The following is a 20139-nucleotide window of genomic DNA, read 5'->3' on the forward strand; positions in this document are numbered from 1 at the left end:
AGGGCGATGCCGCCCCCGTCTGGTGCGTTATGTGATGATTACTGCGCGACCGCGACGTCGCCGCCGCAGGTTTTGGTTTCGGTGTTGTAGTTGCCGCAGTTGATCGGGGCGGTCCAATCGGCCTCGATCATCTTGGATTCGGGCAGGAAGTCGGACCAGGCATCGCCGGGGACGAGGTCGCTCTCGGACACAACTTCGAACTGGCCGTCGGCCTGGATTTCACCGATCAGCACTGGCTTGGTGATGTGGTGGTTCGGCAGCATGGTGGCGACGCCACCGGTCAGGTTTGGCGTTTCGAGACCAATGATGGCCTCGAGCACGGCATCGGTATCGGTGGTGCCAGCCTTTTCGACAGCCTGAACCCAAAGGTTGAAGCCGATGACAGTGGCTTCCATCGGATCGTTAGTGACCTTTTTGGGGTCGTTCATGAAGGTCTGCCAGGCGGCGATGAACTCCTCATTGACCGGGACATCGACGGACTGGAAGTAGTTCCAGGCAGCGAGGTGGCCGACCAGTGGGGTCGTGTCGAAACCAGCGAGCTCTTCTTCGCCGACCGAGAAGGCGACGACTGGAATGTCTTCGGCCTTGATGCCCTGATTGGCGAGCTCCTTGTAGAACGGCACGTTGGCGTCGCCGTTGATGGTCGAGACAACGGCGGTCTTTTTGCCGGTCGAGCCGAAGGTCTTGATGTCGGAGACGATGGTCTGCCAATCGGAATGACCGAAAGGCGTGTAGTTGATCATGATGTCTTCTTTGGCGACGCCATGATCGAGCAGGTACTGCTCAAGAATCTTGTTGGTGGTCTGGGGATAGACATAGTCGGTGCCGGCCAGCACCCAACGCTCGACGCCTTCGTTTTCCATCAGGTAGTCGACGGCGGGGATGGCCTGCTGGTTGGGAGCGGCACCGGTGTAGAACACGTTGCGCTGGCTCTCTTCGCCCTCGTATTGCACGGGGTAGAACAGGATCGAGTTCAGTTCTTCAAAAACTGGCAGAACCGACTTGCGCGAGGAGGATGTCCAGCAGCCGAACACGGCGGCGACGCCGTTGACTTCGATCAGCTCACGCGCCTTTTCTGCGAACAGGGGCCAGTCGGAGGCAGGGTCGACCACAACGGCTTCGAGCTGCTTGCCGAGCAAACCGCCCTTTTTATTTTGCTGATCGATCAGGAACAGCATGGTGTCCTTGAGCGTCGTTTCGGAGATGGCCATCGTGCCCGACAGCGAGTGGAGAACGCCGACCTTGATGGTCTCGTCCTGGGCGAATGCCGGAACGGCAATTGCGCCCATAGTCATAGCCACGCCCAGCCCCAGACCCGCAATGCCGCGGTTTACTACTGTCATGTTTGCCTCCAACAGATGTGTGTTTGCACCGCTGGGATAATTGCAAAGGTCGTGCCAGCCCTGAGCGTGGGACGCTAAGAGGTTGATCTGTTTCAATTTTACTGTGGAGGTGGTGGTTGCGTCGTGCGGAAGGCCGGATAACACGGCCCCGTGATGCTGGTTACGTAGGCATCAATTCTCACTTCTGCTTAACATTTCAGCAAATGAGGGGTTGGGGCTTTGCAGGCTGTGAATCTGGCGACGCTGCGGTCGATCACAGATTAATTCTAAGCGGAACCCTTGTTGGCTAGCGTCGTTATTCGACCGACCCCCGAGCAGCCAGATTGGCAAAAGGGGACCAGTCATGGTGTGCGGAGATAGCGCGCCATACGAGCGGCGGACTGCTGCAGAGGCTGACGCTCCTTTGTGGTGTCTCCGGTGGGGCGCGAAACTTCGGTTTCGCGCCCTTTTTGTATTCGGCTCGTAAAGTTTGAATAGTGTTCAGTTCAATCTAAACAATACGCGTTTTGACCTTGCTAATAGCGTTGTCTAGGAATCTGGTCCTGAAGCAACTCTTGGCTGCGTCATAACGTCTCTTCTCATGGACCAGGTGGTCTAGTGAAGGAGACGAAGAATGAAAATCTCTTACAGTGCCTTCTTTGCCTGTGTTTTGCTCGCAGGTACTGCTGTTCCGGCTCATGCCGGCGGCTTGCTCGGTATCATTGGTGGAGACGGCGATGATGCGCTTGTGACCATCGGCTCCGGCAACGCTTCCGATAGCGGCGTCGTCAATATCGGTCTTGGCTCGGGCGGTTCAGGCTCCGGCAATGTGGTCGATGTCGGCATCGGTCGTGGTTCGGACCCGGTCGTTGGGGCTGGTGTCAGCTCCGGCGGTGGTTCGGGTCGTGCGCTCGGCGTCGACGTCAATGTCGGCAAGGATCTCGCTAATGCCAATGTTGGTGTCGGCAACAAGGATTCCCTCGTCGATATCGGTGTTGATGTGCTCAAGGGCGGTGCGACCGTTGGCGCGGTCATTGGTGGCGGTGGTGGGCTGATCGATGTTGGCATCGGTATTGGCAACCCTGGCGGTCCCGGCGGTCCGGGTAATCCCGGTGGTCCAGGAGGCCCTGGTGGACCCGGAGGCCCTGGTGGCCCGGGAGGGCCTGGTGGCCCCGGCGGGCCCGGTGCGCCCGGCGGCCCCGGTGTTGTCATTGGCCATACCGGCGGTGGCAATGGTGGCGGTGCGACATGCTCGGGTGAATCGCCAAACAGCCTGGCCCGCCTGATCCGCTCGACCAGCATCGATGCCAGCTGGATGCGTGCATCCAATGTGTCGATCCAGCGCGTGGTGCTGTGCCCGGAAGTCCAGTCGTGGCTCGCCGCGCAGTTGCAGGGCTCGGGCCTCGGTTCGGCGCTGAGCAATGCGGTGCGGTCGGATCAGCTGATTTCGACCTCGCTGAGCCGCACCAGCTTTGGCCCTGAGCGCGTGTTCGCGGTGACCAAGCGCGGATCGCAGCTGAACGTCTTCGTCTACTAAGCGACAGTCCGGCCCGGAGATGATCCGGGCCGGTTTTTAGTTCGCCAGAGCGATGTCGGGCGAAACGTATTCATAGCCCTGCGCTGTGGCAACCGGTGAGCAGGTGATTTTCCCATTCCAGATATTGAGGCCGGCCCGCAGATGCTCGTCTGCTCGCAATGCGTCTTTCCAGCCTTGGTTGGCGAGACGGATGACGTGGGGCAGGGTGGCGTTGTTGAGGGCGTAGGTCGAGGTGCGGGCCACTCCTCCCGGCATATTGGCGACACAGTAATGCACGATGCCATCAACGACATAGGTCGGCTCGGCATGGGTGGTGGCGTGCGATGTTTCAAAGCAGCCACCCTGATCGATCGCTACGTCCACCAGCACAGCGCCCGGCTTCATCGTGCCCAACATCTCGCGGGTGACCAGCTTTGGCGCGGCGGCGCCGGGGATGAGGACGGCGCCGATAACGAGATCGGCGCTGGCGACTGCGTAGGCGATGGCGGCTTTGTTGGAATAGAGCACGCGGGCGCGGGCGCCAAAATGGGTTGCGAGCCGGTCGAGCGCCAATGCGCTCTTGTCGAGGATGGTCACATCGGCCTGCAGGCCCACTGCGTTTTCTGCGGCGTGAAAGCCGACGACGCCGCCGCCCAGAATCACGACCTTGCCGGGCTGCACGCCGGGCACACCGCCCAGTAGCACACCTCGTCCACCATGAGCCTTTTCAAGTGCCGTGGCGCCAGCCTGAATGGACATGCGGCCGGCAACCTGGCTCATCGGCTTGAGCAGCGGCAGTGCGCCGCTTGGATCGGTGACGGTTTCATAAGCGATGGCGACGACGCCGGAATTGAGCAGGTCTTTGGTTTGCTCGGGGTCGGGCGCGAGGTGGAGATAGGTGAACAGCACCTGATCGCGGCGCAGCATGGCGCGTTCGGCTGCCTGTGGTTCCTTGACCTTGACGACCATGTCGGCGGCGTCGAATACGACGCGGGCATCATTGGCGATTTCGCCGCCGGCGTCGCGATAGTCGTTGTCGGTGGCGCCAATGCCGGCGCCAGCCTGGGTCTCGATCATGACCCGGTGTCCGAGATGGGTCAGTTCCGCCACGCTTTCCGGCGTGAGGCCGACCCGATATTCATGGTTTTTGATTTCTTTCGGCACACCTATCAGCATTTCCGTTCCTCCAATGCCTTGTATCGTCACCAGATCAAGTCCGGCGCGCAATGTCCTTGCAATTGTTGTGCGGCTGAGGCTGAAATTCGAATGACATTCGATTGATGGCAGGAAGTGTGCAATGGCGTTGCAAATTGATGCGGTGGATCGCAAGCTGTTGCGAGCGCTGCAGCTCGACAGCCGAAAAAGCGTGCAGGTTTTGGGCGATACGGTGGGGCTTTCGGCCTCGGCCTGTCACCGGCGGCTGAAGGCGCTTGAGGATCATGGGCTGATCGAGGGCTATCGCGCGGTACTCAATGCGACTCGGCTTGGCTATGCCATGCAGTTTTTCATCGAGGTCGGTTTGACCAGCCAAAGCGAGGCGGCGCTTGAGGCGTTCGAGATCGCGGTGCAGGACATTCCCGAAGTGCTGGAGTGTCACCTGATGGCCGGGCAGTCGGATTATATCCTGCGCGTTGTCTGTCAGGATCACGAGGATTTCGAGCGCCTGCATCGGCGTCTCAGTGCGCGGCTGCCGGGGGTTGCGCGCATACACTCCAATATGAGCATTCGAACGGTGAAGGCACGGACGGGGTTGCCGATATAGTTTTTGAGCAGATTGCCCATTAAGTAATCACTGGTCATATATTGGCGTGTTTGTAGGCGATTTTTCTTGCCTGATGGAAAAGTCTGCGCTTGTCTTTGGGGATAACAATCCTTGGGGACGTCATTCATGCTCAATCGCAGACTGTTTTCTGCATCGCTCGCCGCCATCGCAATCGCGGGTTTCTCCGTTCTGCCCGCGGCCGCGCAGACGGCCGTAAAGCTGACGCTGGACTGGCGTTTTGAAGGGCCGGCGGCCGGTTTCCTACTGGCGCAGGACAATGGCTATTTCGCTGCCGAAGGGCTGGATGTGACCGTGGACACCGGCAACGGTTCGGTCGAGGCGATTCCACGCGTGGCGACGGGTGCCTACCAGTTTGGCTTTGGCGACATCAATTCGCTGATCAAGTTCCTCGATGAGGATCCGAGCCAGCCGGTCAAATCGATCATGATGGTCTATGACAAGCCGGTGTTTTCCATCATTGGCCGCAAGTCGCTCGGCGTGACGGATGATCCGAAGTCGCTCGAAGGCAAGAAGCTTGGCGCGCCGCCACCTGACGGCGCATTTGCGCAGTGGCAGGCCTTCATTCCGGCCGCAGGGCTCGACGCATCGACAATCACCATCGAAAGCATCGGCTTCCCGGTGCGCGAGCCGATGCTGGCATCGGGCGATGTCGATGGCGTGTTCGGCTTTGCCTTCTCGGTCATCCTCAACCTGATCGCCAATGGCGTGCCGGAAGACGATATTTCGACCATCCTGTTCGCCGACCACGGCCTCAACCTCTATGGCAACGCGATCCTCGTAAACGAGACATTTGCCGCCGAGAATCCGGAAGCGGTTAAGGGCTTCTTGCGCGCATTGGCCAAGGGCTTTGCCGATGCCGTCGTCGATCCGGCAGCAGGGGCCGCAGCTGTTTTGGCACGCAACGAGACGCTCAATCTCGATACCGAAATCGCGCGGCTTGAGATGGCCAACGCCATGAACATCAAGACGCCATACGTCATCGAGCATGGCTTTGGCGGTGTCGATGAAGCGCGGCTGGCGGCGTCGCTGGAAACGCTCAAGCTCTCGATGGGCCTCAAAGGCGCTGTGACGGCCGCCGATGTGTTTGACGCCCAGTATCTGCCGCCTGTTGAAGACCGCATGCTGCCATAGGCAGACCACCACACCGATCCTCCCCCTGAAAATCGGGGGAGGGCAGGGCGGTGATGACCGCTCGAATTTGCTCAAGCTGGAGTGCGGCCATGCCCCTCGTTTCAATTGAAAATGTCGATATGCGCTATGGCGGTCCGACGGGCACGCTGGCCGTCAGCGGGCTCAATCTGCGGATCGAGCGCGGCGAGTTCGTCGCCGTCGTCGGGCCCTCCGGATGCGGTAAATCCACTCTGATGAAGCTGACGACGGGGCTGCATATTCCCCAGACTGGCACGGTCATCGTGGGCAATCAGGAAGTGACGCGGCCGGTGTCGATTGTGGGCATGGCGTTTCAAAATCCCACCATGTTGCCGTGGCGGACGACGCTGGAAAACGTGCTGCTGCCGCTCGAAATTGTCGAGCGCCACCGCCATCGGTTGCGGGCGCACAAGAAGGAATATGTCGAGAAGGCCGAAGCGCTGCTTGAGACCGTGGGGCTCAAGGGGTTTGGCGACAAGTTTCCCTGGCAGCTATCGGGCGGCATGCAGCAGCGTGCTAATCTCTGCCGGGCGCTGATCCATGAACCGGAACTGCTGATGCTGGACGAGCCGTTCGGTGCGTTGGACGCCTTCACCCGAGAAGAACTCTGGTGCGTTATCCGCGATCTGCACGCCAGCCAGGACGTGACCATTGTGTTGGTGACGCATGACCTGCGCGAGAGTGTGTTCCTCGCCGACAAGGTGGTGGTGATGAGCGCTCGGCCGGGCCGCGTGCTGTCCGAGCATGTCGTGCCGTTCGAGCGGCCGCGCCAACTTGATCTGCTTTACGAGCCAGATTTCAACGCGATGGTGCAGGAACTGCACGGCGAGATTGCCAGCGCGAGGGCCGTCGCATGACCAATGTTGAAACCGTTACTGCGGTATCCGTCTTGCCGCCGAAGCCGGCGCTAAAGATCAACTGGATCCGGCTGGCGCCGCTGCTCTACACGATCGGGCTGTTCGTGATCTGGGAGATAGGCGTTCGCATTTCGGGGCTGCCGCATACCATTCTGCCGACGCCGAGCCGCATCTTTGAAGCGATCGTGCAGTATTGGTCCCCGATCTGGAAGAACTCGCTGCAGACGCTCTACACCACGGTGCTGGGCTTTATCATCGCGGTGGTCGCCGGGCTGGGGATTGGGCTTTTCATTGGCTGGTCAAAGACCATCTATGCCGGGCTCTATCCGATCATGATCGGGTTTAACGCCATTCCCAAAGTGGCGCTGGTGCCGATCCTGGTCATCTGGTTTGGCATTGGAACGGTGCCGGCCGTGCTGACGGCATTTCTGATTTCGTTCTTTCCCATCGTGGTCAATGTGGCGACGGGCCTCGCCACCATCGAGCCCGAAACCGAGGACGTGTTGCGGGCGCTAGGGGCCAAGAAACTCGACATCATGCTCAAGGTGGGTGTGCCGCGTTCGATGCCTTATTTCTTTGGATCGCTGAAGGTGGCGATCACGCTGGCATTCGTGGGCTCAGTGGTGAGCGAGACCGTCGCGTCCAATAATGGTCTGGGCAACATGATGGCGTCGGCGCAATCTAACTTCAATGTGCCGCTGGTGTTTGCCGGTCTGCTGATGCTCGCCGTCGAAGGCATCGCCATGTACGCTCTGATGGCGTGGCTGGAAAAGCGGATGACGGGCTGGGCGCATCGGTCGACGATGTCGAACTAGCCTCACGGCATTGTCAAAAGAGTTGATCGGCGTCCCGTGAACTTCGCACGGGGCGCCGGATTGTCCTTCCCATCAGACAAGAAGGACGAAGTCATGCCCCACATTGAAACACGCGATGGCACCAAGCTCTATGTCAAGGATTGGGGTGAAGGCCGCCCCGTTGTCCTGCTACATGGTTGGCCGTTGACGGCCGATAGCTGGGACGATGGCGCCGTTGCGCTGGCCGAGGCTGGCTATCGGGCAATTGCCTATGACCGCCGTGGCTTTGGTCGCTCCGATCAGCCGTGGAACGGCTATGACTATGACACGCTGACCGACGATCTGGCCGATGTGCTGGCCGCGACAGGCGCGCAGGATGCGGCGGTGATCGGGTTTTCAATGGGCGGTGGCGAGGTCGCGCGCTACATGTCGCGTCATGGCGGCAAGGGTGTCGTCAAGGCGGGGCTGATTTCCTCGGTCGTGCCCTATATGCCCAAGACCAGCGATAACCCTGACGGCACGCCGCAGGAGGTTTTCGATGGGATGACCGAGGGCATGAAGAAGGACCGGGCGCATTTCTTTGCCGGCTTCTTCAAGGATTTTTTTGGCGTCAGCATGCTCGACCATGCGGTGAGCCAGGAAGTGTTGAACTGGGCGTGGTTCCAGACCATGCATGCCGGGCTGCGCCCGACACTGGCCTGTGCGGCGGCATTTTCGAGCACTGACTTCCGGCCGGACCTGTCGGCGTTCAAGGTGCCAACGCTGATCGTGCATGGCACCGCCGACAAGACGGTGCCGATTGAGGCGGCTGGCCGCGCTGCGGCCAAGGGCATCGATCAGTCGCTGCTGATTGAATATGACGGCGCGCCGCACGGCCTGTTCGAGACGCACAAGCAGCGGTTGATCGACGATCTGCTGGTGTTTCTGCGCTAGACCCTAGAGCCCGATGGTCAGGTTCAGCCGATCCAGCACTGTACGGTCGGCTGGGTCGACCATACCCACAAGAAACCGGGTCACGATCTTGCGTGACTCAGGGGGGAGGGCCGCGATGGATGCCGTGATGCGGCTGGCCTGCGTTGCCGACAGGGTCGCGAAGAACTCTTTGCCCCTGGGTGTCGCGTGCAACAGGCGCTGGCGGCGATCAGAATGGCCGGTCTTTTGCTCGATGTAGCCATTGTCGATCAGCTGGCGCAGCACGCGCGCCAGGCTTTGCTTGGTGATCTTGAGGATATCGAGCAGATCGGCGACCGGCATACCGGGGCGCAGATTGACGAAATACAGCACCCGATGATGGGCGCGGCCGAAATCCTGCCGGCCGAGCAGGGCATCTGCATCGCCGGTGAAATCTCGATAGGCAAAGAAAAACAGTCCCATGATGTCGAGGGGCAGTTCGTCGCTGCCAGTTGGGGCGAAATTTATGTCAGCTATGTTGACATTTATTTGGTTCGCTGCCATTGTTTTCCCATCAGGACGCCGTTGATGTCTTATCCCCTAGCCTTTGTGGTTTGCCAAGGCCTTGAGCCTGGGGCATGATCGGCGCCAAACAGGTGACCGCGTAATCGCGGCATCGCAATTAGAGATGCGGGAGTGGACGATGGCAGGCGTGCCCATGGACCAGCGTGAAGGCTGGATCTGGTTTGACGGCGAATTCAAACCCTGGAAAGACGCAAAGATTCACGTGCTGACGCACGGGCTGCACTATGCCAGCTCGGTATTTGAAGGCGAACGCGCCTATGGCGGCGAAATCTTCAAGTCGCGCGAACACACCGAGCGGTTGATCCGTTCGGCCGCGACCCTGGACATGCCGTTCCCTTATTCGGTGGACGAGATCGAAGCAGCCAAGCGCCAGGTTCTGGAAAAGAACGGCCTCGTTGATGCCTATCTGCGTCCAGTCGCTTGGCGTGGCTCGGAAGAGCTGAGCGTTCCGGCGCGCAATAACAAGGTTCATGTGGCAATCGCTGCCTGGGTTTGGCCAAGCTATTTCTCGACCGAGGAAAAGCTCAAGGGCATCCGCCTTGAGTGGAGCCGCTGGAAGCGCCCGAGCCCGGAAACCATCCCGTCTTCGGCCAAGGCTGCCGGTCTTTACATGATCTGCACGCTGTCCAAGGACGCGGCGATGGCGAACGGTTATGCCGACGCGCTGATGCTGGACTATCGCGGCTATGTGGCGGAAGCCACCGGCGCGAACGTGTTCTTCATCAAGGGCAAGGACATCACGACGCCAACGCCGGATTGCTTCCTCAACGGCATCACACGGCAGACGCTGATCGAGCTGGCAAAGCGCAACGGTTACACAGTGACCGAGCGCCACATCATGCCAGAAGAACTCGGCCAGTTCGACGAGTGCTTCCTGACCGGTACCGCTGCTGAAGTGACGCCTGTCAGCGAGATCGGGGACTATAAATTCAAGCCGGCAGAGGGCTGCCGTACGCTAATCGATGCGTATAGCGCCGAAGTTCAGCCAAAGCGCGCTGCGGCTGAGTGAAGTTAAACTAGAGAATCAAGAAGCCGGGCAATGTGCCCGGCTTTTTTGTTTTTGGGGCACGTCATTTCTGCACAGCGTCACCACCCGACTTGTTCGGGTGGTCCATTCTTCCGCGCGATGGGAGAGGTGGATTGCCCGGACAAGCCGGGCAATGACGGCGGCGGAGAGATTGATTTCCATTTCTTGCCACCCTCGATCCACGAGGGCGTGCTTGGATCTATTCCCAACGCGCCTTGGCAACATCGTCCTCAGCTTTTGCCTCTACCCAATGGGTCCCCTTTGGTCCGGTTTCCTGTTTCCAGAACGGGGCGTCGGTTTTGAGGTAGTCGATCAGGAATTCGGCGCCCTTGAAGGCGGCGTCGCGGTGGGGGGAGAGTGTCATGACCTGAACGATAGGTTCGGCGGGGCCGAGCGTGCCGTAGCGGTGGATGACCGTGGCGGCGAGGAGGCCGAAACGGGCGGTGGCCTGCTCGACGATTGCCGTGAGCTGGTTGATGGCCAGTTCGGGATAGCATTCGAGCGTCAGCGCGGTGATCGGATCGTCGGGTTTGCTGCGGACGACGCCGGTGAAGGTCACGGCGGCGCCAGCGCCGTTGCTGGCGGCGAGGAAAGCGTTGGTTTCAGCGCCGGGATCGAACGGGTCTTTGGACACGCGAACGACCATCTTAGCCTCCGGTCATCGGGGGGAAGAATGCGACGACGCTGGCGCCGGTGATGGGCGTAGCGTGACTGACGAGCTTCGCGTCGACCGCCGATTTAATCAGGCTGCGCTTTTCGGTTGCGAGAGCGAAAGCTTCGTCGCGCGCGGATAGCCAGTCCATCAGGTCGGCGACTGTTACGATTTCAGATGGCGGCGACACGTCTTCTTCGCCGCGATTGAGGCGTTCGCGCAGCCAGGCGAAGTAGAGGATTTTCATTTTTGCTCTTGGACCAGATGTGGCCAGCTGGCGCGCAGATATTGCAGGCCTGTCCAGACCGTCAGGGCGCCCGCGACCCACAGCACGATGTCACTGACGAGACCCAGGCCGGGCACGATACGTTCCAGCAGCACGATGGCCAGAGCGACGAGCTGGAAGGTGGTCTTCCATTTGGCGAGCCAGGTGACGTTGAGCACGACCTTGGTATTGCCGAGGAATTCGCGCAGGCCGGAGATGAAGAATTCGCGGAACAGGATGGCGCAGACCGGGATCATGTCCCAACCGGAAAAGCTGCCGTCCCAGGCGAGGACTGCGATGAGGATGCCGACGAGGAGTTTGTCGGCGATTGGATCGAGCATGCGGCCGAGGGGCGAATACTGGTTCCAGGCACGAGCAAGATAGCCATCGAGCCAATCACTGGCAGCGGCGATGATGTAAATCGCCAGCGCTATGCCCCGGAGCACCAGATCGCCCTGCATCACCAGCCAGACAATGGGAATAATCGCGAGGATTCGGGCGATGGTGATCAGATTTGGAACGAGCAGGATCGGGTTCTTGGCCATGGGAGGACAGAACAGGAATGGCGGGGAGGGGTCAAGGGGAACGGCGAAGATGGGTCTTTGTTGGGATACCCCCACCTCGCCTCCCCCTGATAGGGGGAGGGATCAGATCGAGTTTGGGACTAGATTCGTACAGCCACCGGAGGGATTCCTCCCCCTTTTCAGGGGGAGGTTAGGTGGGGGTATTCTTACGCAACTTGCTGGTTGGTTGCCGCGCGGCGCTGGGTGACGGCTTCTGCCAGAGCTTCGAGTGCGGTGACCGTAGTGTCCCAACCGATGCAGCCATCAGTGATGGACTGGCCGTAGACCAGTTCTTCGCCCTCGATCAGGTCCTGGCGGCCGGCCACGAGGTTGGATTCGACCATGACACCGATGATGCGGCCGTCGCCGGCGGCCATCTGGGCGCCGATGTCAGCCAGAACGACTGGCTGGTTTTCCGGGTTCTTGGACGAGTTGGCGTGGCTGGCGTCGATCATGATGGTCGGCGCTATACCGGCCTTTTCGGCGGCCGCTGCGGCAGCCGCAACGCTGGCGGCGTCGAAGTTGGTGGTTTTGCCGCCGCGCAGGATGATGTGGCAATCTTCATTGCCGGTGGTGGCGGCAATGGCCGAGCGGCCGTCCTTGGTGACCGCGAGGAAATGGTGGGGCTGGCTGGCCGAGCTGACGGCGTCCAGAGCGATCTTGACGTTTCCGTCGGTGCCGTTCTTGAAGCCGACCGGGCAGGAGAGACCCGAGGCCAGTTCGCGGTGGATCTGGCTTTCGGTGGTGCGGGCGCCGATGGCGGCCCAACTGACGAGGTCCGCAATATATTGCGGGGTGGTCATGTCGAGGAATTCGCAGGCGGCGGGCAGGCCGAGATTATTGATGTCGAGCAGCAGGGCGCGGGCGGTGTGCAGACCCTCATCGATGGCGAAGCTGCCGTCGAGATTGGGGTCGTTGATCAGGCCCTTCCAGCCCACCGTGGTGCGTGGCTTTTCGAAGTAGACGCGCATGATGATTTCGAGCCGGTCGCCGAGCTTTTCGCGCAGCGGCGCAAGGCGCTTCGCGTAATCGATGGCAGCGATTGGATCGTGAATGGAGCAGGGGCCGACGACGACGGCTAGGCGGTCATCAGAGCCGGCAAGGATATTGTGGAAGTCGTGGCGGGCGCTGAGAACGGTGCGGGTGGCGGCGTCGGTGCGCGGATGTTGGCGCATCACTTCGATCGGGGTGGTGAGCGGTTTGATCTCGGTAATGCGAAGGTCGTCGGTCGATTTAAGCACTTTGGGGTCTCCTCGAAAATTCTGGAATTTCGGGAGGCGGCCAACAAAAAAGCCGCCTCGGGTGGGGGCGGCTGGCTTCGGGTTTGGTCGTATCTTGTGAGATCAGATCAAGCGCACGGTAGCCTCCGCGGGGAGCGGATAGCTAAACCAAAACGAAAAAGTGGCGACGGAACGGATCATGGGGGAATGTGTAACGCTGGTTTAAGCGGCTGTCGAGTCCGACTTTTGGGTGGGTGGAGAGACGGCACGCCCTCGTGGTTCGAGGGTCGCAGCGCTCCCGCCTCACCATGAGGGCTACCTCTACACCGCATCAAGAGCAGCCCTCATGGTAGGTGCGAGCTCTTTGCGAGCCTCGAACCACGAGGGCGTGGCTTTCAACCCGGCATACTGAAATTGTGCAACTGCTTGATGGCGATTTCGCCTTCCCATGCGGGCCAGTGCTGGCGGTGGAGGTCGGCGAAGCGTTCGGTCCAGGAGATGATTTCGGCTTCGGTGGGCAGGTCATAGATGGCGTAGCCGCCGACCATTTCCTTGGCTTCAGTGAAAGGGCCGTCGGTGATGAGCTGCTTGCCGCGCACCTTGACGGTTGCCGTGTCGGACATGCCGCCGGTTTCTACCATGCGCGCGCCAGCTTCCATGCCGAGTTGGACGATTGCCTCCATAAGGGCGGGCGGTGGTGCGCCGGCTTCTGCTGGATTTGTGGTGGTGACGAAGGTGATGAACTTCATGTGTGATCTCCTGGTTGTGCAGGCACGACGAATGGCATCGAGGTGTTTCGACACGGCGCTGGAGATTGTGGCACGACCTCGTCCTTCGACGGGCTCAGGATGAGGTCTACTGATGGATTTGGATAGAGCGCGCTGATTGGGGCTAGCTGCGGTTGAAGTGGTCGTAGACCAGTTGTGCCATCGCTTTGGAGATGGTGGGGACGGCTTCGAGGTCGGTGAGCGAGGCGCGGCCGACGGCTTTGGCAGAGCCGAAGTGGTTGAGCAAAGCGCGCTTGCGCGTGGGACCGATACCGTCGATTTCATCGAGCGGGTTTTTGATCTGGTCTTTCTTGCGCTTGGCGCGGTGGGTGCCGATGGCGAAGCGGTGGGCTTCGTCGCGCAGGCGCTGGACGTAGTAGAGCACCGGATCCCGATGGGGCAGCATGAAGGCGTCGCGGCCTTCCATGAAGAATTTTTCACGGCCCGCGTCGCGTTCCTCGCCCTTGGCAATGCCGATGAAGGTCACTTCCTTGGGCAGGTTCAACTCGGCAATAACGCCGCGTACGGCGCTCATCTGGCCGGCGCCGCCGTCGATGAAGACGACATCGGGCCAGTCGGGCATGCCGGAATTTTCGTCTTCGGCGTCATTTTCGCTCTCATTGGCGAGACGGGTGAAGCGACGGGTCAACACTTCGCGCATCATGCCGAAGTCGTCGCCTGCGACGATGTCGGACTTGATGTTGAAGGTGCGGTAGAACTTTTTGGCGAAGCCCTCTTCGCCAGCCACAACCATGGCGCCAACCATGTTGGTGCCCGAGATGTGGGAGTTGTCGTAGGTTTCGATGCGGCGTGGCACGTCTTCAAGGCCAAAGGTTTCGGCAACGCCTTCGAGCAGGGTGCGGTTGGTGGCGCCCTCGGCGAGCTGGCGGCCGAGCGCCTCGCGGGCATTGTTGAGGGCGTGGTTGACCAGGTCGCGCTTTTCGCCGCGCTTGGGCTGTTCGATATAGACCTTGCGACCTGCGCGAATGGAGAGGGCTTCCTCCATGACGTCGGGTTCGGCCAGTTCGTGGCTGATGAGGACGAGGCGGGCGGGCGTGCGATTTTCGTAGAACTGGCCGATGAAGGCTTCGAGCACTTCGGCATCGGACAGGCTGGCGTCGGCGCGCGGACGATAGGGGTAATTGCCCCAGTTCTGGAAGGCGCGGAAGAAGAAAACCTGCACGCAGAACTGGCCTCCCTCGTGATGGATGGCAAAGACGTCGGCTTCTTCGACGGATTTGGCGGTGGCGTCTCCCTGCGACTGGACGAGGGCCAGCGCCGAAAGGCGATCGCGGATGAGCGCTGCGCGTTCGAAGTCGAGCTGTTCGGCGGCCTGGTTCATGTCGCGCTGCAGGTGGTCGCGCACGCCCTGCGATTTGCCGGAGAGGAAAAGACGCGCGTCTTCGACGAGCTCGCCATAGCCTTCGAGGCTGATTTCGCGGGTGCAGGGGGCGGCGCAGCGCTTGATCTGGAATTGCAGGCAGGGCCGCGTGCGGGCGGCGTAGAAGCTATCCGAGCAATTGCGGAGCAAGAACGCCTTTTGCAGGCTGGCAATGGTGCGGCCGACGGCGGTGGCCGAGGCGAAGGGGCCGAAATAGTGGCCGGGGCGACGGCGGGTGCCGCGATGTTTGGTCAGCTCGGGCGCTTCGTGGTCGCCGGTGATCAGGATGTAGGGGAAGCTCTTGTCGTCGCGCAACAGCACGTTGAAGCGGGGCTTGAGCCGCTTGATCATGTTGGCTTCGAGCAGCAGCGCTTCGGACTCGGTCTCGGTACGCACGAATTCCATGCTGACCGTTGCGGCGATCATGCGCTGCAGGCGGACTTCGAGACCATCGGGGCGTGTGTAATTGGTGACGCGCGCTTTAAGGTTGCGGGCCTTACCGACATACATGACCTCGCCCTGCGCATCGAGCATACGATAGACGCCGGGCGCAGCGGGCAAGGTGCGGACGAAGGTGCGGATGACCTCGTGGCCGCTGGGTGGGGGCGATGTGTCGTCGGTCATGAGCGCGGCGTTGGTTTGCTCTTGGGCAGATATTCGAGATGCTCGCCACCATCGAGGGCCAGCATTTGGCCCGTCATGGATGGGGTGTTGAGCAACATTATGACGCCGTCCGCGATGGCATCGGGTCCGGCATTTCTCTGCAAGGGCAAGGCAGCGACAGAGCGGTCGAACTCGGCCTTGCTCTGGCGGCTATGGGGTAGCACCGGACCGGGGCCAATGGCATTGACGCGGATGGACGGGGCCAGCGATTGCGCCAATGTGCGGGTGGCAGACCAGAGGACCGACTTGGAGAGGCTGTAGCTGAAATAAGCGGGTGTCGGATGCAGCACGCGCTCATCGACCAGATTGATGATGTTGCCGTGGGCGCCTTCGGGAAGCTGGTTTGCGAAGTCGCGGGCGAGAAAGATTGGCGCCTCGGCGTGGACGGCAAAGTGCTGGTCCCAGAGCGTCTCATCGACATCGCGGGCACTGTCGGGGTCAAACATCGAAGCGTTGTTGATCAGCACAGTCAGTGGGCCGAAATGGCCGGCGGCTTTGGCGATCAATCCGGCGCGCTGGCTGCGCTTGGCGATATCCGCCTTGATGAGCTCGGCCTGGCCGCCATTGGCGCGAATATCATCGCGCACGGCGCGGGCGCCATCGGCGTTGGAGCGGTAGTGGATGATCACGGCGTGGCCAGCGCGCGACAGCGCATGGGCGATGGCCGCACCGATGCGGTCGCTGGCGCCCGTGACGAGCGCGACCGGGAGAGACTGAGATGAAACAGGACGATTCGGCATGATGAATATGTGTAACCTTGTGGCCGGACCATAGGCCGCTTTTGCCGGTTTCTTCAATGCTCTGAGGGCGCTGGAATTATTAGAGACCACTGACAGATTACGGCAGTAAGCAATGCCCTTTTGTTGTGCGAAATTCGGGCGTAGGCTCGCTGTGCCACCAAAGGGCTGGTGGCGATGCTGCATCCTTTAGGGGGACTCGCAATGGAAGTCATCGTGCCTCTTCTGGTTCAATTGATTGCCGGTGGTGCTGGCGGCAATGTGATCGGACAAATTGTTAAATCGCTCAATCTTGGACCGGCTGGAAACTCCATCGTCGGGGCGATCGGCGGCATTGCCGGAACGTGGCTGGCGAGCAAGGTTCCAGGTCTCGATGGCCTGGTGGGTGCTGCGGCCGGTGCCGCAGGGACAACCGGCGGCATCGACCTCGGTGCACTGGTTGGTCAGGGCGCCACGGGCCTAGTCAGCGGCGGCATTCTTACGGCCATTGCCGGGTTCATCAAGTCATCTATGGCCAAGGCCTGAGCTTTACGATAGCGCTTCGAACGCCTCGGTCGCATCCGGCCGGGGCGTTTTCATGCCTGATTGGTCTTTCTGCGTCATGCCTCCTTCATCCACCGATATCCGCACGGAAAATGTCAGCCGCGCGATCCTGCTGACGTTGATTACCATTGCGGTGTTTGGTGTGCAGGACGCGATGTCCAAAACGCTGGTGCAGACCTATTCGCCGTTTCAGGTGACGATGATGCGCTATTGGGGCTTTGCCCTGTTCGCGCTGTTTCTGGTGACGCGGCAGGCGCCCCTGCGCAAGGCGCTGAGTTCCAAAGTGCCACTGTGGCAGTTGCTGCGCGGTACGCTGTTGATTGTTGAAATCTGGTTTTTCGCGACGGCGTTGCAGAGTGTGCCGCTGGGCGAATTGCAGGCGATTTCGCTGGTCTATCCTTTGCTGGTGACGCTGTTTGCCATTCCCATTCTGGGCGAGAAGGTCGGCGTGTTCCGCATCGTGGCGGTTGGCGTTGGCTTTGCGGGGGCGATGATCATCGTGCGGCCGGGCGGATTGCCGCTCGATTGGGGCGTCTTCTTTGCCATCCTGTCGGCGGCGCTTTACGCGGTCTATATCGTCATCACGCGCAAGGTCAGCCAGTTCGATAGCGCGGCGACCAGCATGGCCTATACAGGCATTATCGGACTGGTGCTGTCGAGCGTGGTCGGCGTGTTCTTCTGGCAGCCGATGGCATGGAGCGACATGGCAATGGTGGCCGGGATCGCAGTGACCAGTTGCCTCGGGCATGGCGTGATGATCTTTGCCCTGTCGATGGCGCCAGCCAGCACGATCCAGCCGTTCAACTATTTTTCGCTGCCCTGGGCAATTGTCCTGAGCATCGTGTTGTTCGGCCACTGGATCGATGGCGTCTCGCTGATCGGCGCTGCCATCATCGTCGGCGCGGGCCTTGTGGTGATGGCCCGCGAACGGCTCAAGAAGGGACCGACAACGGTCACGCCGACGCTGCCCGGCACCGAGTAATCAGGCGAAAAACTTCGATATCCAGACGCCACCTGCCGCGCTGACCGCGGTGAGGGCGGTCCCCCATGCAATGTCGACGGCGGCAACGGCGGGGGTGAAACCGCGCATGGTCGAGAGATTGGTCAGATCGTAAGTGCCATAGGCCACAAAGCCGAGGACGGCGCCGAGGGCCAAGGCCTTGAGCACGTCGCCTTCAGCGGGGGCGGCGACGAGGATGACCACGCCGACAAGGTAGGCGAGGTAGAACAGGCCGGCGACGACGAAATTGGGATTGGGCAGCAGCAGGCTACCAAGCTCGCGCTGGTAGAAAGTTTTGCCCATGGTGCTGAGCCAGATGAAGTCGATGGGGAAGAAAACCACAGCGCAGGCTGCGTAAAGGATCAGGTATTTGGTCATGTTCGCAATCTCCGCGCCGGGGTGACACTACCATTACGCGCCACCCCGGGCATAAGATCACAAAACGACTTTGGCGTTTTCACCAATGACCGGCGAACCGCCCGTAAGGGCGGCGGCGAGCATGGAAATGCCGGTGACGACGCGGCCGGGGCTATCCCAGAGTTCAGCGTCCTGCGGGATCATCTTGATGACACGAATGGACGGGTCCTTGGGGCTATCCCACCAGGCCTTGGCAAAGGGCGACCACAGGTCTTTGATCTTTTCGCGGTCGTTATGCACCGTCGCCTTGCCCGATAGCGCGACGTACTTGCTGCGCTTGTGATCAGCAAAGCTGACGCTCACCGTTGGGTATTCAGCCAACTGTTCGTCCTTGTCGCCATGCACATCGATCAGGAAGTAAATCGCGCCCTCGTCCTTTTCGACGGTGGCGGCGAGTGGGCGGGCGCGCTGCTGCTTGCCGTCCCAGGTGACGAACATGGCGATACCGATCTTTTTGGCCAGATCCCAGATGCGCTCAACGTGTTCAGCGTGGACCTTGCCGGCTTTCTCGACCTTGACCGGTTTGACGGCGCGTTTGGAAACCTTGGTCGCCGTTGCCTTGGCTGCCGCTGGCTTGGCGGGCTTCGCCGACTTGGTGGTCGCGGCTTTGGCCTTGAGCGCTTTAGCGGCGCCAGCGTTGGTGGCGGCCTTTCCATTGGCGCTCTTTTTGGCTGCCGGCTTTTCTGCCATGGCCTTCGATGAGACGCGGCGGGCGGGTTTCTTCTCTGGAGTGGATGCGGCAGTAGCCATGACTAGGGTTCCTTCTGGTGAAGCTTGCCTAGACAACGATCCAAGGCGTTCGGAGTTGCTTCAGGCCAAAAGGAAGCCGCAATAGCAAAGCGCCGCCCCGAAGGGCGGCGCTCAAGAGAGTTAGTTGCCGACGCAGAAGTAGCCGTTTGGACCGTTAAAGCACACGCTGCCGTTGCTGTTGTCCGGGTATGGACGTGGTGGGCGCTGGCCACCCCAGTTTGGCGGACGGGTTGGGTATGGGTCCCACACGGGTGGGCGTGGTGGATTTGGGTTCCAGTGTGGAGGCCGTGGATTTGGATTCCATACTGGTGGGCGTGGTGGTGGGTTCCAGACCGGGGGGCGCGGAGGAGGCGCCGGATTCCAGACTGGAGGCCGTGGATCTGGCTGCCAACCGCCGCCAGCACGATCCAGATAATTGGCCGAGACCCAGCCATCAGGACCGTTCTTGATCACATAGCACCAGCTACCCTGGCACTGCTGCACATCGACCTGTTCGCCGCGGCGCAGTGTGTCGATGGCGGCATAACCTGTGCCGGGACCGGACCGCACATTGACGTTGCTTGTGGCATAGGCAGGGGCGGCCATTGCCGCTGCAGTCGTCGCTATGAGCGCCAGTGCTGCAAGGCCGCCAGCAATGAGTTTATTCCTCAAGGCCATCGTTGTTTCTCCTTCATTTGTTGGGCATTGAATGCCTATGAACGCAGAAAACAACATTCCGGATGAACTGAACCTGAATGGTCCTTTCAGGTTCGCATCACAGGCGCAGCAAGGCAACGAAACGCTTCAGGCTTTCGCTCAACTTCCTGCGATGCTTGGGCTTGAGTTCGCCCATCAGAGCTTCTTCCAACTGGGTCCAGTGATCGGCCAGTCCATTGCGGATGCGCACACCGCGTTCGGTTAGTGCAACGCCGGGCGCCAGTTCCGGTCCAACGGCTTGCCGCGTCACCAGTTCTCGACCGATCAACCGGACGAGGCGGGCATCGAGCGAAGCCTCGGTCATACCCAGTGCCGCGGCCAGTTCCAGCTCGGTTGTGCCCGAGCGGCCCAGCTCAAACAGGATGGCATCGTCCCCCGGCTCAAGACCACGTTCGACCAGCGGCAGCAGCAGCGCCTTGTGCGCAAGCTGACCGGCTTCGATGAGCCTATAGAGTGTCGAGCGGGATGAAGGTCTGGCCATAGGCGGGAAAATAGTCTGAACTCCTTGGCATAGTCGATTGGCCATCCCATCCTATCGTTAATCGTGGAACGACCAAGGCC

General features: G+C 60.7%; 24 protein-coding genes. 9 read left to right on the forward strand and 15 right to left on the reverse strand.

Annotated elements, in window-relative coordinates:
* Positions 1 to 38: 38 nt before the first annotated feature.
* A complete protein-coding gene (gene urtA, locus ABIE28_RS03840; protein WP_354066395.1) occupies positions 39 to 1295 on the reverse strand; it encodes an urea ABC transporter substrate-binding protein in 1257 nt (418 codons plus the stop codon).
* Between the two features lie 661 nt (positions 1296 to 1956).
* Here urtA and ABIE28_RS03845 point away from each other — a divergent pair.
* Positions 1957 to 2859: a hypothetical protein gene (locus ABIE28_RS03845; protein ID WP_354060293.1), complete on the forward strand. Its 903-nt coding sequence runs from the start codon at positions 1957 to 1959 to the stop codon at positions 2857 to 2859.
* Between the two features lie 36 nt (positions 2860 to 2895).
* Here the strand turns inward: ABIE28_RS03845 and ald are convergent, their stop codons facing one another.
* Positions 2896 to 4014: an alanine dehydrogenase gene (gene ald, locus ABIE28_RS03850; protein ID WP_354060295.1), complete on the reverse strand. Its 1119-nt coding sequence runs from the start codon at positions 4012 to 4014 to the stop codon at positions 2896 to 2898.
* Positions 4015 to 4135: 121 nt separating this feature from the next.
* On the opposite strand from ald, the gene ABIE28_RS03855 reads away from it, so the two are divergent.
* The 5 genes from ABIE28_RS03855 to ABIE28_RS03875 all read left to right on the forward strand — a co-directional run bounded on the left by ABIE28_RS03855 (position 4136) and on the right by ABIE28_RS03875 (position 8354).
* Positions 4136 to 4600: an Lrp/AsnC family transcriptional regulator gene (locus ABIE28_RS03855; RefSeq protein WP_354060297.1), complete on the forward strand. Its 465-nt coding sequence runs from the start codon at positions 4136 to 4138 to the stop codon at positions 4598 to 4600.
* 126 nt (positions 4601 to 4726) lie between these two features.
* A complete protein-coding gene (locus ABIE28_RS03860) occupies positions 4727 to 5752 on the forward strand; it encodes an ABC transporter substrate-binding protein (RefSeq protein ID WP_354060299.1) in 1026 nt (341 codons plus the stop codon).
* Positions 5753 to 5871: 119 nt separating this feature from the next.
* Positions 5872 to 6627 (forward strand): ABC transporter ATP-binding protein, encoded by a 756-nt coding sequence (locus ABIE28_RS03865; protein ID WP_354066396.1) that lies wholly within the window; start codon positions 5872 to 5874, stop codon positions 6625 to 6627.
* Complete coding sequence (locus ABIE28_RS03870) at positions 6624 to 7442, forward strand: ABC transporter permease (RefSeq protein ID WP_354060301.1); 819 nt, start codon at positions 6624 to 6626, stop codon at positions 7440 to 7442. The genes ABIE28_RS03865 and ABIE28_RS03870 overlap by 4 nt, the downstream gene beginning before the upstream one ends.
* Before the next feature lie 93 nt (positions 7443 to 7535).
* Positions 7536 to 8354 (forward strand): alpha/beta fold hydrolase, encoded by an 819-nt coding sequence (locus tag ABIE28_RS03875; protein WP_354060303.1) that lies wholly within the window; start codon positions 7536 to 7538, stop codon positions 8352 to 8354.
* Between the two features lie 3 nt (positions 8355 to 8357).
* On the opposite strand, the gene ABIE28_RS03880 is transcribed toward ABIE28_RS03875, so the two are convergent.
* Positions 8358 to 8876, reverse strand: coding sequence for a MarR family winged helix-turn-helix transcriptional regulator (locus ABIE28_RS03880; protein ID WP_354060305.1), 519 nt, complete (start codon positions 8874 to 8876; stop codon positions 8358 to 8360).
* Between the two features lie 139 nt (positions 8877 to 9015).
* Between ABIE28_RS03880 and ABIE28_RS03885 the strand changes: the two genes are divergently transcribed.
* Entirely contained in the window at positions 9016 to 9906 is an 891-nt protein-coding gene (locus ABIE28_RS03885; RefSeq protein WP_354060307.1) for a branched-chain amino acid aminotransferase, read from the forward strand.
* Positions 9907 to 9921: 15 nt separating this feature from the next.
* On the opposite strand, the gene ABIE28_RS03890 is transcribed toward ABIE28_RS03885, so the two are convergent.
* The 8 genes from ABIE28_RS03890 to ABIE28_RS03925 form a co-directional block, all read right to left on the reverse strand.
* The gene (locus ABIE28_RS03890) at positions 9922 to 10086 is read right to left on the reverse strand and encodes a hypothetical protein (protein ID WP_354060309.1); all 165 of its coding nucleotides are present in this window, start codon (positions 10084 to 10086) and stop codon (positions 9922 to 9924) included.
* Positions 10087 to 10123: 37 nt separating this feature from the next.
* On the reverse strand, positions 10124 to 10570 hold the full coding sequence (locus tag ABIE28_RS03895) for a molybdenum cofactor biosynthesis protein MoaE (RefSeq protein ID WP_354060311.1): 447 nt from the start codon (positions 10568 to 10570) through the stop codon (positions 10124 to 10126).
* Between the two features lies 1 nt (position 10571).
* Positions 10572 to 10823: a molybdopterin converting factor subunit 1 gene (gene moaD, locus ABIE28_RS03900; RefSeq protein WP_354060313.1), complete on the reverse strand. Its 252-nt coding sequence runs from the start codon at positions 10821 to 10823 to the stop codon at positions 10572 to 10574.
* Positions 10820 to 11386 (reverse strand): CDP-diacylglycerol--glycerol-3-phosphate 3-phosphatidyltransferase, encoded by a 567-nt coding sequence (gene pgsA, locus ABIE28_RS03905; protein WP_354060314.1) that lies wholly within the window; start codon positions 11384 to 11386, stop codon positions 10820 to 10822. The genes moaD and pgsA overlap by 4 nt, the downstream gene beginning before the upstream one ends.
* A 185-nt stretch (positions 11387 to 11571) precedes the next feature.
* Complete coding sequence (locus ABIE28_RS03910; protein WP_354060316.1) at positions 11572 to 12645, reverse strand: 3-deoxy-7-phosphoheptulonate synthase; 1074 nt, start codon at positions 12643 to 12645, stop codon at positions 11572 to 11574.
* Between the two features lie 374 nt (positions 12646 to 13019).
* Positions 13020 to 13373: a YciI family protein gene (locus ABIE28_RS03915; protein ID WP_354060318.1), complete on the reverse strand. Its 354-nt coding sequence runs from the start codon at positions 13371 to 13373 to the stop codon at positions 13020 to 13022.
* 142 nt (positions 13374 to 13515) lie between these two features.
* Positions 13516 to 15396 carry an excinuclease ABC subunit UvrC gene (gene uvrC, locus ABIE28_RS03920; RefSeq protein ID WP_354060319.1) on the reverse strand — a complete coding sequence of 627 codons (1881 nt, stop codon included), beginning with the start codon at positions 15394 to 15396 and terminating at the stop codon, positions 13516 to 13518.
* Positions 15393 to 16175 (reverse strand): SDR family oxidoreductase, encoded by a 783-nt coding sequence (locus ABIE28_RS03925; protein WP_354060321.1) that lies wholly within the window; start codon positions 16173 to 16175, stop codon positions 15393 to 15395. Before ABIE28_RS03925 ends, uvrC begins: the two co-directional genes overlap by 4 nt.
* 201 nt (positions 16176 to 16376) lie before the next feature.
* Here ABIE28_RS03925 and ABIE28_RS03930 point away from each other — a divergent pair, with 201 nt between their 5' ends.
* Positions 16377 to 16697 (forward strand): hypothetical protein, encoded by a 321-nt coding sequence (locus tag ABIE28_RS03930; RefSeq protein WP_354060323.1) that lies wholly within the window; start codon positions 16377 to 16379, stop codon positions 16695 to 16697.
* A gap of 52 nt (positions 16698 to 16749) precedes the next feature.
* On the forward strand, positions 16750 to 17697 hold the full coding sequence (locus ABIE28_RS03935; RefSeq protein WP_354060325.1) for a DMT family transporter: 948 nt from the start codon (positions 16750 to 16752) through the stop codon (positions 17695 to 17697).
* On the opposite strand, the gene ABIE28_RS03940 is transcribed toward ABIE28_RS03935, so the two are convergent.
* The 4 genes from ABIE28_RS03940 to ABIE28_RS03955 form a co-directional block, all read right to left on the reverse strand.
* Positions 17698 to 18093, reverse strand: coding sequence for a DUF2177 family protein (locus tag ABIE28_RS03940; protein ID WP_354060327.1), 396 nt, complete (start codon positions 18091 to 18093; stop codon positions 17698 to 17700).
* 57 nt (positions 18094 to 18150) lie between these two features.
* Positions 18151 to 18882, reverse strand: coding sequence for a pyridoxamine 5'-phosphate oxidase family protein (locus ABIE28_RS21130; RefSeq protein WP_502913357.1), 732 nt, complete (start codon positions 18880 to 18882; stop codon positions 18151 to 18153).
* Between the two features lie 120 nt (positions 18883 to 19002).
* Positions 19003 to 19539: an SH3 domain-containing protein gene (locus ABIE28_RS03950; protein WP_354060329.1), complete on the reverse strand. Its 537-nt coding sequence runs from the start codon at positions 19537 to 19539 to the stop codon at positions 19003 to 19005.
* Between the two features lie 97 nt (positions 19540 to 19636).
* The gene (locus tag ABIE28_RS03955; RefSeq protein WP_354060331.1) at positions 19637 to 20059 is read right to left on the reverse strand and encodes a winged helix DNA-binding protein; all 423 of its coding nucleotides are present in this window, start codon (positions 20057 to 20059) and stop codon (positions 19637 to 19639) included.
* Between the last annotated feature and the right edge of the window lie 80 nt (positions 20060 to 20139).

It is taken from the genome of Devosia sp. 2618, assembly GCF_040546815.1.
GTDB lineage: Bacteria > Pseudomonadota > Alphaproteobacteria > Rhizobiales > Devosiaceae > Devosia.